The following is a 15,703-nucleotide window of genomic DNA, read 5'->3' as shown; positions in this document are numbered from 1 at the left end:
ATCTTAATGCTCTAAAAAGTCAATTAAGTGTTTTCTATATTTATAATAATCATCGTGCTCTAAAACCGATTTTCTAGTTCTAGGTCTTTTAAAATCAATCTCTAATATATCTCCTATTTTTGCTCTTGGTCCGCTTGTCATCATTACTACTCTGTCTGCTAAAAAGATAGCTTCATCAACATCATGAGTAATCATAACAGCTGTAATTTTTTCTTTATTCCAGATTTCAATTAAAATATCTTGCAACTCTCCTCTTGTTAAAGAATCTAACATTCCAAAAGGTTCATCTAATAATAAAACTTTAGGTTTAATGGCAAATGCCCTTGCAATACCTACTCTTTGCTGCATCCCTTGCGATAATTCTGCTGCTTTTTTATGAAAAGAATCTTCTAAACCTACTTTTTGTAAATAATATTTTGCAATGTCTGTTCTTTGAGATTTTGTTCCATGAGGAAAAACTTGATTTACACCTAGCATTACGTTTTCTAAAGAAGTCATCCAAGGCATTAAACTTGGTGCCTGAAAAATAACTCCTCTATCTGGTCCTGGACCTTTTATATGTTTACCTAATACGGCTATATTTCCTCCAGAAATAGGGTTTAATCCTGCAATCATAGATAACATTGTGGTTTTTCCACATCCAGAATGACCTATTATTGTTACAAACTCTTCTTTACGAATTTGAAGATTTAGATCTTCTAGTACTACATAATCTCCTTTTGGAGTGGGATATACTTTTTTTAGATCTTTTAAGTCTAACATTACTTCATTTGAAGGAAACGTTTTTGCTAAAACCTCTTTAGTAATCGTATTTTCTGTTATTATGCTCATCTTTTCTACTATCTAAATTGATTAACAAAATCTTTTGGTGCTAAATCTGGAAGCACATACGCTTCTCTTGCCTCAGATTTACGTTCATTTCCTATATCCATTAAATACTCGATAATCGCATTTCTGGTTTGTTTAAAATTTTCATTGTCATTCATTTCCGTTTTATCTCTTGGACGATCAATATCAATCTTAAACTCGGGTCCTAAAGTTGCTTTGGGTCCTGGTCGTAAAGGAATAATTCTGTCTGCCATATAAATACCTTCATCTACGTCGTTCGTAATTAATAAAGCAGTACGCTTATCTTGCCCCCAGATATTTAAAATTTCATCTTGTAAATTACCACGCGTTAACGCATCTAAAGCGCCCAAAGGTTCATCCATAATAATCATCTCTGGTTTCATAGCTAAAGCTCTAGCTACGGCAACTCTTTGGCGCATACCACCAGACAATTCTTTTGGTCTTTTGTTAATGGCAGGTGTTAAACTTACCATTTCTACATAAGACGCTACTAAGGCGTTTAATTCTGATTTGCTTTTTTTAGGAAAAGCTTCTTTAACCGCCATAAATACATTTTGACCAACGGTTAACCATGGTAACAAAGAATAGTTTTGAAAGATAACTCCGCGTTCATGACTAGTGCCTAAAACAGGCTGTCCTTTAAACAAAACTTCTCCGCTAGTTGGCTGTATCAAACCATTTATTAAATTTACTAACGTTGTTTTTCCGCTTCCTGTAAAACCAACAATGGCAACAAACTCTCCTTCTTCTATTTTTAGATTGATGTTAGACAATACTTCTGTCTCATTGTCTCCCTGTCCGTAGGTTTTGTAAATATTATTAAGCTCTAAATATGCCATATCTCTATTTTTTTGGGCGTTCCCTAAAAGGGCGGGCTTTAGTTACAATCTTTTTTATTTGTTCTCTATACGTTTTGTTCATTCTTCACAAAATACTCGAACTGACATAAAAAAGGATTTCCACTGCAATCCCTAACGCGAATCCGTTATTGGTTTTTAAATTGCGTCTTGTTTATCAAAAGACACCCAGTTTTGTATGGTTAACATTAATCTATCTAATAAGAACCCAATGATACCAATAACAAACATGGCAACAATTATTTTTGCATTAGAGTCGTTTGCTCCATTTTGGAATTCTTCCCAAACAAACAAGCCTAAACCTGGGCTTTGTGCCAAAAGTTCTATCGCAATTAAAACCATCCAAGCCACTGATAAAGTAATCTTTAACCCTGTAAAAATCAACGGTAAAGAAGAGGGTAACACCACTTTAAATATTTTTTGAAAAGTCCCTAATTTTAAAACTTTAGCAACATTAATATAATCTTTATCTACAGATGAAACGCCCATTGCAGTGTTTACTAATGTTGCCCACATAGAACATAAACCAACACTAATAAATGAAATGGTAAAAGAGCTATCATTTGAAGAGCCAATTAATACTGTTTTTACAATCATAAAAACTAATAAATACCAAACTACAGGAGATACAGGTTTAAATATTTGAATAAACCAGTTAAATGCACTTTTTAAGGTAGGACTTAGTCCTATAAATATTCCTAAAGGAACAGCAATCAAAAATGCTAAAAAGAACCCAGCAAATACGGTTTGCAAACTTCTAAAAATTTGATCTACAAAAGATGGTCTTCCTGTATATACAATAGGGTCTTGACCTGCGGCAATTCTTTTCTCATTTAATGCAGCTGTTTTTTCTGCAAACGCAGCTTTATCTGCACTAATAATATTATGATCTCTCAATAAAGATTGAAAAGACTCCCAAACTTGTGCTGGAGAAGGCAATGTATTAGGCTGGCAACTAGAATCTCCAGAAGCTATACACACTTTTAATGCATCTGCAGCTGCTTGACCTTGGTCTTGCAATGCTTTTGCGATTTTAAATTCTGCTTCTGTGTTGTATAAAGATTTAGCCCCTAAATGCCATAAACCTATAAATAAAATTATGGAAGCAAGTGGCACTACTACTTTGCGCAAGAAGCTTTTTAAATCTTCTTTTTCTAACTTCCCAGTAAAAAGGTCTTTTAAGGTGATAAAAAATCCTAATCCCATAAATTTAGAGACTTTTCCTAATGTCAAACTTGCTTTCATAATTTCTTACTTGATAATAAATAAATATTATTTTTTGTCTTTGTTTCCTATTTTAAAACTATTGATGTATCCTATTGGATCTTTAGCATCGTAAGTTGTACCGTCTATAAAATCTGCTGTTGCTGGTTTGTAACCATCTGTTGTTGGAACATCTGAAGCAGGAATGTTTCCTTCTTCAACTAAAAGTGCTGCTGCTTTTTTCCAAATATCAGGTCTATAAATATCTTTTATTGTAGATGCATACCAATCTGCTGGTTTTGCTTCAGGAATTTGACCCCATCTTCTCATTTGTGTTAAAAACCAGATTCCATCAGAGTAGAAAGGATATGTTGCGTTGTATTTATAGAATACGTTAAAGTCTGGCATTTCACGCTTATCTCCTTTTTCAAACTCAAATGTTCCTGTCATAGAATTTGCTAATACTTCTTCTGGAGCACCAACATATTGAGACATTGATAAGATTTTTACAGCTTCTTTTCTATTTTCTGGTTTATCTAACCATTTACCCGCTCTAATTAAAGCTTTAGTTACTGCAATTGCTGTATTTGGATTTTCTTTTACAAACTTTTCTGTCATTACAAATACTTTTTCTGGGTTGTTTTTCCAGATATCGTAATTTGTTGTTACAGGAACCCCAATTCCTTTAAATACTGCTTGCTGATTCCAAGGTTCACCTACACAGTATCCATAAATAGTACCTGCTTCTAATGTTGCTGGCATTTGTGGCGGAGGCGTTACAGATAATAATACTTCTGCATCAATTTGACCTTGTACGTTTTCTTTTGTATACATACCTGGATGAATTCCTGCTGCTGCTAACCAATATCTAATTTCATAGTTATGCGTAGATACTGGAAACACCATACCCATTTTAAATGCTTTTCCTGAGTTTTTATACTCTGTAATTACTGGTTTTAAAGCATCTGCTTTAATAGGATGAATTGGTTTTCCGCTTCCATCTTTTGGAACATTTGGCTTCATTTTAGACCAAACATCGTTAGAAACTGTAATACCGTTTCCATTTAAATCCATAGAAAAAGGAGTCACTAATTTTGCTTGACGACCAAAACCTGCTCCGGCAGCAATTGGCTGACCTGCTAACATATGAGATCCGTCTAATTGACCATCAATAACTCTATCTAAAACATTTTTCCAGTTCGATTGTGCTTCAACAGAAACAAACAATCCTTCATCTTCAAAGAATCCTTTTTCTTTAGCAATAGCTAAAGGTGCCATATCTGTTAATTTGATAAACCCAAATGTTAATTGAGGTTTTTCAATTGCTAACTGTTTAGTTTTTGAAGTACTTGCTTCTACGGTTGTAGTTGATTTTTTAGTTTCTTTACCTCCACATGCAAACAATAACATTGCTGTCGATAAAACTAAGGTTGATTTTTTAAGTAACGATTTCATTTCTTGATAGTTTTAGTTATCTACGTATTAATACTTATTTTTTGACAAATATATAAGTAGATAGTTTATCAAATAATGATAAGACACATATTAAAACATCTTTTTAAAACATGTTAAAACATGTTTTAAAGCAGTTAATTATCATAAATAACTAAAAATAAGGTGTTTAAAAAAATTATGAATGTATACGTATACTTACAATGTACGTATTTTAAAAAAGTTTTTATATACGTAAAAAGATGAATACGCTTAATATTGATCTTTTTGCTTTGTAAGTAATAATTTAGAGTTATTTATCAAAAGACTTTAACCAGTCCTCTAGTGACAACGCTGTGTACTTCTTAAGTTTTCCGTACGGATCTGAACCTCCATCAAAATAATCTTGGATTATTTTCATTGGTATTGTATCTGCTAACTTTACAGGAACAGCGTATTTATGATTTCCATGAAAATCATGACATTGTATACAGGTAAACCATTGTTCTTTAGCAATTAAATCTTTATGAGAAATATCTATAGGGTCGTTTTCGACTACTAAAGTTTGATGACAATTCATACAATAGTTAATTGACTCAACAGAAACTCTTTCTTCTTGATGTTCTGTATGACAAGTGATACAAGTAGTGGCATCTATATTTTTAATAGCATCTTTAAATCTGGGCTCTGAGAATCGATATACGGGATGTCTATCGTTTGGCCTATCATGGCATTGCAAACAATTATCTACTGTAACATCTTTTGTCCCAAAATCTACTCCGTTCTCTCTTACTCCTATTGTATGAGAAAAATTAGATTGTATTTGCTGCAATAAATTACCCTTTGCATCTGTATGACAAGCAAAACACTTTAAATCATTATGCCCTGTATTCATAGGTCCGATAGAAATATATTCTTCTGTTGCGTCTAAAGTTAATATATATATCAAGGGAATTCCTACAATTAGACCAATAATGGATCCAAAAAATTGTCTTTTACGAAGAGGATTTATCTTAAACATAGATACATAATTAAATTTCTAAAACAACTTTTTCACTTAAAGGATAGCTAATGCAAGTTAAAATATCACCGCTAAGAACTTCATTATCTGACAAGTAGTGACCATCAATCATTTTTACCTCTCCTTCTACACATTTAGCTTTACAAGTAGAACACATACCAGATCTGCAAGAATACGGTAACGCAATATTTTTAGACATCGCTTGTCTTAAAATGGTTTTATCTCCGTTAACTTTTATTTGATATTCTTTTCCGTTATGCTTAATGGTAACATCACTCTCTAAATTTCTACCTGAAACTCTTACTTCTGGTTTTTTAAAAACTTCTACTTTAATTTTTTCTCTTGTAATTCCGTTCTCATTTAAAATCTCTTTAATTTTTTCCATGTATCCAAACGGACCACAAATCATATACTGATGATCTTTAAACAAAATGTTGTGTTTAGAAAAAATACGATCTATTAATTCTTGGGTAGCTAAACCAGAATGATAATTGTCTTTATCTTTTGGAATCTGCGCTACAATATGCTCTACTTTAAGGGTATTATAATATTGCTCTTCTAGTCGCTTTATTTCATCATGAAAGATTATAGAATCTATATTTTGATTAGCGTAAATTAACAATATCTTAGAGTTTTTCTCTTCAGTTAAAACAGATTTTACAATAGAAAACATAGGGGTAACACCACTACCACCAGCAAATAAAATGTACTGTTTTTTGGTTTTACTAGAAGGTTCTACAAAAAAAGAACCTGCAGGATCATCTACCTCAACTTTATCTCCAACTTTTAAATAATCATGTACATAGTTTGAAACCAACCCCTTCTCTACTCGTTTAATAGTAATTTTTAAATCTTTATCAGTAAAAGGATTACTACTAAAAGAATAAGCCCTCTTTTCTATTTTCTTTTCTATAGTGGTATGAATTGTTAAAAATTGCCCTGGCTTATATTTTAGTTTCTTAAACAGATTTCCGTTTTTAAAACGGATACTAATTGCCTCATCTGTTTCTTTAATTATGTCTTTGACTAATAATTTCAAATCTTTCTATTTATAATAAAACACCATTGTTATATGAAATAACATTAAAATGGTTATGATTAACGACAAGGCTACATGTGTAATCATCCACCCTTTAAACAATAATTCTCCATCATTTTTAATTACATCTAGATTTATATACCCTAAAACAGTATTTAAAAGAAAAATATATGTTAACAATAACAAATATCCGTACCCTAAATGCATGCTATGGATGTAAAAAAATACTGGACTTATTGCACCTAACCACTTGTGTATGTTCTGCACAGTTAGGTTATGCTTTCTAAATTTTTTTACAGTTCTAGTTAAAGAAAACATCCATTGAAAAACTATAAATAAAGCTAAAACCAGACCAGACCATCTTTTAAACATTTGCTCTTGTTGTAGTTCTAGCAATAAGTCCCATTCTAATTTAAAAAAAAGTTGAACAAAGAATGCTAAGAGTAAAATAAGCCCAATTATTGTGGATTTATTACCGCTAAAAATCATATTTATGACCGATTATAATTTAAAACAAACCCATTATAAAACATAGTAAAATGATAAAAATGGGATTATTATATATTTTGAGAGTTACTTCTTAGCTACCAAATGCTTCATTGTTTCATATGACGATAATTTTTTAACACTATCTAAAAACACTTCCGCTGTAGGTAAATAATTACCTTCTGCAGGCCATTTGCTTCCAATTTCTGGTTTATCACTTTTCTTAAATTCTTCAATTTCCGCCAAGTATTCTTTGTAAATATCTACTGTACCTTGCGCATAAGAACCTAATAAAGCAATTGTTTCTTTATAAGATAAAGAATCTTTTGGATATTGCCAAGTAGTTGCCCCCATGACATCACCCAATTTCCAATCGGTTTTCGTTGTTTGAGGATGATCATTATGACAAGATACACATGCCCCAGCACCTGCTACATCTGCAAACATTGCGGTGTGTAGTTTTTGATCTGAATCATAAAAAAATTGTGGTTTTTGATTCATCTTTATTTTTTTAAATAATTCTGCTTGCTTTCCTACAAATTTATTTGCTGCATTTACAGGAAAATCAGAACCTAAATACAACCCTAATGGAACAGGACTTTTTCTAATACTAGAGGCTACTCCTCTTAAAAATAGTGCTGGCAATGGTCCTGCCTCTACATCATCTTTACGCCAATCTTCGTCAAATTTCATGCCTTGTGCCTTTCCCTTTCCTACAATAGCTTTTGTATAAAGCGTTCTTGTTACATCATTTTCTTTGGCTACCATTTCTAAAACTTCTTCGACTGAAAAAGCTTTTTCTGAATGAGACGCTGTTGATTTTTCTTCAGGAACACCCCCACAAGCACTTAAAAGTGTTAGCATAAATAAAGACAATAAGGTTATTTTGTAAAAATATTTCATAATAAAGAGTTTAAGTTATTAATAAGATGCATCTATCATTACACCCGCCATTGTCCCATAAACACTAGACCAAGCGTCTTTTACTTCTGGTGTAAAATCATCACCCAAACCAGCTTCCAATGTTGCCAATAAAGCTGCACCTACAGTATCATAATGAGAAGCTTCTACATTATAATTTACGTGCCTTTTTCCAAGGTCTTGTAATACAGGAATTAAAGCATCTATATTGCTCAATCCTGCTACTGCAGCACCAAGCATAGTCATTAATTTATTTCCTTGACTTTTCATTGCTTCACTACCACTAGGAAATAAAGGTTTTAATTTTGGATCTAACTCAAATAACTTACTATAAAAAATCTCTGCTGCTTGTGGAGCAATAGGTTTTACTTTTGCAAATGTTTCTTGAACTAGGGTTACTGTTTGTGCTTCCATTATTATAAATTTTTGGTTGTTTAAATTAAATAATAAGTATTAATACTTACTTTAAACAAAAATATAATGTTGGAGATTAAATTAAAATGAGAAAAACGTGATTATAACATTCTTTTACAACAGGTTTAAACCTGATAAAAAGCAGAAAAAAACATAAGTAGCTGAAATATAACGAAATAAAAAATACGTATTGTATTATAAATCTAAGAAGTAGTTGTGTTCACTAATTTCATTTTTTAGCAGTTGCACATCAGGTATTGCTATTTTTTTTCCTTTAGCTGTAATTAATTCTTCTTTTTTTAAGGCTGAAAAGACTCTAATAACCTGTTCTTCTGTGGTACCTGCATAATCTGCATATTCTTTTCTACTTAATGGCAAGTTCAAAAAACCTCTTAAGTTTCCAAACTTTCTGTGAATATACAGCAAGGTATCTATAACTCTCTCTCTAACGGTCATTTGAGAAATAGATTTTACTTTAGATTCACTTCTATTGAGTTCGTTTGCGTAAAACAGCATCATATCGTAACTAAAAGCAGGATTTTCAAAAAGGATTTTTTGCAAGTATTCTTTAGAAAAATAATACAGTTCTGAATCTTGTAAAGCAATAGCCCCAATAGAATAATATTCTTGAGTTCCAAAACCTCTATGACCAATGATTTCGCAATCTTTGGCAAAACGAACTATTTGTTCGCGACCATTAATTCCGGTTCTAAATACTTTTACAGTACCTTGTTTAATAAAAAATAAACCGTTTACCGGAGCTCCTTCTATAATAAACTGTTGCCCCTTTTTACATTTTATGATTGTATTTTGGGTAGTTTCATCTCCAAGTAGCGTTTGAGAATGATTGTGCACCAAACAATGTTCATTATTACAAACATCGCACACCCCTTTGTTAGAGTTATTTTGTGAAGTATTGTTAAATGAACTATGCGTTACCATTTATATTTTCTTTTCTAAAATTCTTTTTTTAAAGTTACTCTTTGGAGCCTCACAAAGTGAACATTTATAGGTTTCTGGCAAATCTGCAAAAGTAGTGTTTTCTGAAATATTTTGAGTAACATCTCCATACACTTCATTGTAAACTGTTAAACAATCTTGGCATTGGTACACTTCTTCTTTTAAAGATTCTTGTTTGGTTTTTTGGACAACTTCTTCTTCTTTTTCTGAACCCAATTGATCAAAATACAACTGACTCAACTCCATTAACAATCCTGGTAATTCAACCTTATCTACATCTTGTACGTGGGTTATGTATTGCCTAGTATTTGGATCAAAATTTTTGGCATACAGTAAATTGTATGTATCTCTAGTTTGAAAATTACCTATCAGTTCTGGTTGCTTATTTTTCTCAATAACTATTGATGTAAAATAATAGGATGATTTATTATAATCTGTAATACCAAAAGTTAACCCATAGGTACTAATGTCATTTTGATCAAAATTTGCAACTAAGTATTTTTTAAGATTAAGTGCTTCTTTATTAGCTACGGGTAAATGCCAATTTAACTCTAACATAGAATGACGCACGTTAATACCTCTTTTTCCTAAAAACTTCTCCCAAACCAATTTTGATTCTCTTGGAATACCTTTTACAATAAAAGATTTCCATGGTGTAATAGAAATTTTACCAATTTTATTTTCAAAACACAACTCGCACATATCTTTCAAAAAAGAGACGTCGTATTTATTATTTCTCCAATACAATCCTAACCAATATTTATCCATTCCTATTTTGTTCATTCCTTCAAAATAAGGAAAGGGATAAAAAGGAACCTCTAACGGTTTGTCTACTGTTCTGTTATTGGTATCTACAGCATCACTTACCAATTCAAAAATAGTTTCTATAGTTTCTGGTTCTTCTTGAAGAATGTTTTCTATAGTAGTTTCAATTTTATCTAAATCCCAACTATAAATTAACGCAGGATACATTTTAGTCTTTTTCCATTCTGGCAACCTAATGTACAAATACCAGTAATCTTCATGTTCTGAAGCTATAAAATTAATGTGACCTGTAAACAACGGAACCAATCTTTGTTTAGGATCTGTAATATTGATTTTTAAGGTAGATTTTGTTCTAAATTGTTCTAAAATATACAAATACTTATCTCCTGTTAACCAAGATGTAGATGGTAAAATATCTGCACATACGTATGAAGAAACCACGTTTTCTACTCCAACTTCGTCAAACTCTACCACCATCAATTTATCAAACTTAGACAAGTCTTCTGGTTGTACTTTTTTAGGCAACAAAATATCTTGTCTAGAACCAAATGATATGGTTTTACAACCTAAACTTTCTACAGATTCGCAAATGTATTTTAATTCTCCAGGAGACAAAACTCCGCCTTTTACAATAACCCTATTTAACAACTCGTTCATACTCCTACTTTTGCGTTATTTAATATTTCTCTTACCTCTGTTTTACAACTACCACAACCTAAACCTGCCCCTGTTTTATTACATAGTTCCGTAAAATTTGTACATCCTTTTGCAATGGCATCTTCTATGTTTCCAGAACCTACCTGACTACAAGAGCAAACCAACTCACCCAACATTGGTTCTGCATTAGATGTACCTCTTAATAAGGAATCTCGTTTATCTGACATTTCGATTTTGCTTTCTATCATGGTTTTAAATTCTGCAAACTCGTTTTTATCACCCATTAAAACTGCTCCAATAAGCAAATCGTCTTTTACGATACATTTTTTATAATAACGTTTAGAAATATCTGTAAAAATAATTTCCTCGTAACTTGGGTCGTTTTCTGGCACTATAATATCTCCAATACTACAAAGATTTAAATCGTTAAATTTTAAAATATTCATCAAAACAGAACCTTTGTAAGATTCACTAATATCTCCTGCTATAAAATTAGCCAAAATACCTGCTTGTTCTTCTGCAGCAGAAGTTATACCAAACAATCTATTATCATACTCAGCAATTTCACCAATAGCAAAAATATCAGGGTGAGAAGACTGTAAATGCTGATTTACCCTTACTCCTCGACCACAAAGTATTCCGTTATTTTTTGCAATTTCTATATTAGGTCTTGTACCAATTGCATACACAATAGCATTGGCGGTAATGTATTTTCCACTTTTAAGGTTAATAGTTAACTCACCTGTATCCTCATCATCAAAAACAGTACTAACTTCATTATCAAAATAAATTTGAATACCTCTTTCTTGTACATCTAACGCTAATAATTTACTTGAAATAGAGTCTAATTGACGCTCCATTAACCTAGATGCTCTTTGCACAATTGTAATTTTTACATTTTTGTGTTTCATGGCTGCAGCCAACTCTAAACCTAACAAACCACCTCCTACAATTACAACATGCTGTTCTTCTGGAGGTAAACCTGTATCGTCTAAGTATTTTTTAAAGTTATCTGCATCAATTTTATTACGCATGGTAAAACGACCAGGTAAATCTATTTGCACATCTCTTGGTATAAAGGCTCTACTTCCTGTCGCTAAAATTAATTTATCAAATGTGTGAATTTCTCCTTTTGAGTCGGTTACTGTTTTATTCTCTTTATCAATCTTATCTATTAATGTTTCTGGATGCAAATGAATTTTTAGTTCAGATAATTCTGCATTTTTTATTTTTAACAACTGCTCCCAAGTCAACTCTTCTGTAACATATTCTGGTAATAAAACCCTATTATAAAACAGGTTAGACTCCATTGAAAAGACATGAATTTCATCTACATCGTTATAATCTCTATAGTTTTGTAAAAAACGAAATGCAGCGGCACCTGCACCTGCAATTACAATCTTTTCTTTTGGCTTTTTATATTTAGAAACAGATACAGTTGTAAATTTAAAATCTGGCTCTTTAGATATCGGATCTAAATGTGTGTTGGTTAAATTATTAGCTCTATTTAAATTGCTTTGCAACACTTTACCCCAATGCATAGGCAAAAAAACGACCCCTTCTTTAATAGCGTCTGTAACTTTAGCTCGAACTCTAACAACACCATTTGCACTTTTAATTTCGGTTACATCACCGTCTTTTAGGTTATTTAAGTAAGCATCTACAGGATTTATTTCTAAAACTGGCTTTGGATAATGCGTTTTTAAACGCGATACTTTTCCTGTTTTAGTCATGGTATGCCACTGATCTCTAATTCTACCTGTAGTTAAAATTAACGGAAATTCATCAGTAGTTTTTACAGCAGTATTTTCTGTAGATGAAGGAATGTTAAAAATAGCTTTTTGTGATGGCGTATAGAATTTTTTATCTTGAAAAAGACGAGGAGTTCCTTTACTTCTGTACTCATTTACTGGCCACTGAAAAGTACCTTCTGCTTTTAACCTATCATAATTTAAAAAAGAAACATCAATATTGGTTCCTTTTGTCATTGCAGCGTACTCATCATAAATTTCTTCAGCTCCATTATAATTAAATCCTCTAAAACCCATTCTTTGAGCAAAATCACAAAAAATTTCTACATCTGGTCTTGCTTCACCAGGGGCATCAATTTCTTTTGGTAAATAAGAAATTCTACGTTCAGAATTGGTCATTGTACCTTCTTTCTCTAACCACGCTGCGGCAGGTAAAACCAAATCTGCATACTTAACCGTATCAGATTTGTGCGAAATTTCTTGAACCACTACAAATTTAGAGTTTGCCATGGCTTTTTCAATCTGATGTGAATTTGGCAAACTTACCAATGGATTTGTACACGCAATCCAAACTGCTTTTAATTTTCCGCTTTCTAAGGCATCAAACATTTCTGTAGCTGTAAGTCCTGGCTTGGGAGATATTTTATCAACACCCCAAAATTGAGCAACTTCTCTACGATGCTCTTCGTTCATTAAATCTTTATGAACAGCTAATAAATTTGCCATTCCTCCAACTTCACGACCACCCATAGCATTAGGTTGACCTGTTAATGAAAAAGGACCTGACCCGGGTTTACCAACCTGACCTGTAATTAAGGATAAGTTTAATAGAGAAACATTTTTATCTGTACCCACCACACTTTGGTTTAACCCCATAGCCCACATACTTATAAAGCCTTTAGATAGCCCTATCATTTCTGCAGCTCTTATAATATCTTTTTCAGGAACGCCACATAATTTAGAAGCTTCTCTTAATGTTGTTCCAAAAATTATTTTCTTGTAATCTTCAAATCCTTGAGTGTGTTGTTTGATAAAATCTTCATCTATCAATCCACTTTTATACAAACATCTTCCTATGGCATTATACAACACTACATCTGTACCCGGAATTAATTGTAAATGCAAATCTGCAAAGTTTGCAGAGTCTGTTTTACGAGGATCTATTACGATAATTTTTACACTTGGATTTTTCTCTTTATGTTGCTCTATTCTCCTAAACAAAATAGGATGACACCAAGCAGGGTTTGCACCTGTAATTAAAAAACAATCTGCCAACTCTATATCTGCATACGAAATGGGTACGCTATCTTCTCCAAAAGCTTTTTTATAACCAACAACTGCAGAACTCATACACAAGCGTGAATTTGTATCTATGTTATTGGTTCCAAGAAACCCTTTTGTAAGTTTATTGGCAATGTAATATTCTTCTGTTAAACTTTGACCAGATACATAAAATGCTACAGCATCTGGACCATGTTTTTTAATGATAGACTTAAAAACACTAGCAGCCCTATCTAAAGCGGTATCCCAAGAAACACGTTGTAGAGGATGTGAGCGAGACCATCGCATTTCTGGATATAAAATTCTATCTGAAGTATCATTTGCAACATAGTGCAAGTTCATCCCCTTAGAACACAACATACCTCTATTTACCGGATGATTTTTATCGCCCTCTACATAAACCTTATTGTTTGCGTCTTTTTTTACGATAATTCCACATCCTACTCCACAATAAGAACATGTTGTTTTAACTTCATTTTTCATCATTTTAAACTAAGGTTTTTACGAAATACGACATTAAATTTTTACTATCCAACTATTGATTTTATTATTCTGAATACCCTAAAAAACAATACTTTGAATTTTCAAATAAATAAAATACATGGCATTAATTGACTTTTACTTATACACGAACTAGTTCTTGTACATAATCATTATCATCTTGTACTTTTGATTTTTCTTCTTCTGATAAAAATTTGATTATTAGCACAAGTATTGATGTTATATCAAACCTATCAATAGAAACTTCTTTAAAGTTTAGAAAACTTAATTTTGTTGTTTTTTCTTGAGATCGTGTTGACATGATATAATTCTACATTACAAAACTAAGTATAAATACTTAATTTTTATTAAAAAAATACGTACAACACAATTATTAAGGATTTGGTAATTGAATATTTTATTTTTAAGGATATCTCAAAAATGAACCCATAAAATAAATAATTCTAAAATAAGTATGAGACAAACTACACCAAATCGTACTCTTTGGCCTTATTAGTCAACTCCATGAGATTTTTAACCTCTAATTTTTTCATTAAGTTAAAACGATGTACTTCTGCAGTTCTTTTGCTTATTTTAAGTTCATCGGCAATATCTTTATTGTTTTTCAATTCTAAAACTAAACTAAGTATTTGCTTTTCTCTTTTGGTTAATTTAAAAGGTAGTTCTTTAAGTTCTTTTGTTTTTGAAGCAGTAGTTGTATTTCCATTTACAAAGTTACTCATAATAATGGCAGAAACATCTCCTGTAAAATACTTGCCACCAGAAGCTACTTTGGTTAATGCTTTTAAAAACTCATCTTTACTAGCTCCTTTTAACAAATAACCATCTGCTCCAGCTTGTATAGATTTTACAACATATTCTTCAGAATCATGCATGGAAAGCACTAGAGTTTTAACATCTTTATAGTTTTTGTTAACCTGTGCAACCACTTCTATACCATTCATTTCGGGCATTCTAATATCTACAATTAAAACATTAGGTTTGTTTTTAGAAATTACCTCTAGTGCTTCTTTTCCATTCGAAGCTTCATCTATAACTGTTACGCCAGATTCATCCTCTAAAAGTGCCTTTATTCCATTTCTAACTAAAACGTGGTCATCTGCTAAAACTACATTAATCATATTACAATGCTTGGTAAGTTAATACGTATACAAAGGTACTGTTTTTAGCTAAAACTACGTAGTTTAGTTTTTAAGAGCAGTAACTTGAATTTCTATTTTCATTTTTTCATCTGCTAAACCTGCTGCAATCATAGTTGCTGCTGGCTTTATCTCTCCAAAATACTTTCCTAAAACTGGCCAACATTTTTCAAATTCTGACGCTTCTTTAAGTATATACATAACTCTAACAACGTCAGACAAACTTGTTTCTGCTTGCTCTAAAGCATTTTTAATATTTAAGAGACACTGTTCTGTTTGACTAGCAATATCATCACTAATCGTCATGTTTTCATAATTATAACCTGTTGTACCAGATACAAATACCCAATTTCCTTGCACTACTGCTCTAGAGTATCCTATTTTTTCTTCAAACTCAGAACCTGAACTAATTCGCTTTCTTTTCATTA

The 15,703-nt window shown here is 31.9% G+C and carries 15 protein-coding genes; all 15 read right to left on the bottom strand.

Translation table 11 applies throughout. From position 1 onward, the window contains the following. Nucleotides 1–3 precede the first annotated feature (3 nt). Nucleotides 4–831 carry an ABC transporter ATP-binding protein gene (locus DUT90_RS10225; RefSeq protein ID WP_114427091.1) on the bottom strand — a complete coding sequence of 276 codons (828 nt, stop codon included), beginning with the start codon at nt 829–831 and terminating at the stop codon, nt 4–6. Nucleotides 832–839: 8 nt separating this feature from the next. Further along, nucleotides 840–1,688 carry an ABC transporter ATP-binding protein gene (locus DUT90_RS10220; protein ID WP_114427090.1) on the bottom strand — a complete coding sequence of 283 codons (849 nt, stop codon included), beginning with the start codon at nt 1,686–1,688 and terminating at the stop codon, nt 840–842. A 156-nt stretch (nt 1,689–1,844) separates the two neighbouring features. Then, on the bottom strand, nt 1,845–2,951 hold the full coding sequence (locus DUT90_RS10215; protein ID WP_114427089.1) for an ABC transporter permease: 1,107 nt from the start codon (nt 2,949–2,951) through the stop codon (nt 1,845–1,847). 27 nt (nt 2,952–2,978) lie between these two features. Next, the gene (locus DUT90_RS10210) at nt 2,979–4,364 is read right to left on the bottom strand and encodes a CmpA/NrtA family ABC transporter substrate-binding protein (protein WP_114427088.1); all 1,386 of its coding nucleotides are present in this window, start codon (nt 4,362–4,364) and stop codon (nt 2,979–2,981) included. Nucleotides 4,365–4,653: 289 nt separating this feature from the next. Further along, the gene (locus DUT90_RS10205) at nt 4,654–5,361 is read right to left on the bottom strand and encodes a cytochrome c3 family protein (protein ID WP_114427087.1); all 708 of its coding nucleotides are present in this window, start codon (nt 5,359–5,361) and stop codon (nt 4,654–4,656) included. A gap of 10 nt (nt 5,362–5,371) precedes the next feature. Further along, entirely contained in the window at nt 5,372–6,400 is a 1,029-nt protein-coding gene (locus DUT90_RS10200; protein ID WP_114427086.1) for a ferredoxin--NADP reductase, read from the bottom strand. A gap of 6 nt (nt 6,401–6,406) precedes the next feature. After that, a complete protein-coding gene (locus DUT90_RS10195) occupies nt 6,407–6,889 on the bottom strand; it encodes a hypothetical protein (RefSeq protein ID WP_114427085.1) in 483 nt (160 codons plus the stop codon). Nucleotides 6,890–6,973: 84 nt separating this feature from the next. Beyond that, nucleotides 6,974–7,789, bottom strand: a complete 816-nt coding sequence (locus tag DUT90_RS10190) for a DUF3365 domain-containing protein (RefSeq protein ID WP_114427084.1) — start codon at nt 7,787–7,789, stop codon at nt 6,974–6,976. An 18-nt stretch (nt 7,790–7,807) separates the two neighbouring features. Continuing rightward, a complete protein-coding gene (locus tag DUT90_RS10185) occupies nt 7,808–8,221 on the bottom strand; it encodes a globin family protein (RefSeq protein WP_114427083.1) in 414 nt (137 codons plus the stop codon). A 195-nt stretch (nt 8,222–8,416) separates the two neighbouring features. After that, nucleotides 8,417–9,163 (bottom strand): Crp/Fnr family transcriptional regulator, encoded by a 747-nt coding sequence (locus tag DUT90_RS10180; RefSeq protein WP_114427082.1) that lies wholly within the window; start codon nt 9,161–9,163, stop codon nt 8,417–8,419. Then, on the bottom strand, nt 9,164–10,603 hold the full coding sequence (locus DUT90_RS10175) for a rubredoxin domain-containing protein (RefSeq protein ID WP_114427081.1): 1,440 nt from the start codon (nt 10,601–10,603) through the stop codon (nt 9,164–9,166). Further along, nucleotides 10,600–14,121 (bottom strand): nitrate reductase, encoded by a 3,522-nt coding sequence (locus DUT90_RS10170; RefSeq protein WP_114427080.1) that lies wholly within the window; start codon nt 14,119–14,121, stop codon nt 10,600–10,602. Before DUT90_RS10170 ends, DUT90_RS10175 begins: the two co-directional genes overlap by 4 nt. Nucleotides 14,122–14,257: 136 nt before the next feature. Further along, a complete protein-coding gene (locus tag DUT90_RS10165) occupies nt 14,258–14,437 on the bottom strand; it encodes a hypothetical protein (RefSeq protein ID WP_114427079.1) in 180 nt (59 codons plus the stop codon). Between the two features lie 163 nt (nt 14,438–14,600). After that, a complete protein-coding gene (locus tag DUT90_RS10160; protein WP_114427078.1) occupies nt 14,601–15,257 on the bottom strand; it encodes a response regulator transcription factor in 657 nt (218 codons plus the stop codon). 63 nt (nt 15,258–15,320) lie between these two features. Next, a complete protein-coding gene (locus DUT90_RS10155; protein ID WP_114427077.1) occupies nt 15,321–15,701 on the bottom strand; it encodes a RidA family protein in 381 nt (126 codons plus the stop codon). Nucleotides 15,702–15,703 lie beyond the last annotated feature (2 nt).

The organism is Polaribacter sp. WD7, from assembly GCF_003335085.1.
Lineage (GTDB): Bacteria > Bacteroidota > Bacteroidia > Flavobacteriales > Flavobacteriaceae > Polaribacter.
The sequence above is the reverse complement of the archived record's forward strand: the minus strand, read 5'-3'. Positions and strand labels throughout refer to the sequence as shown.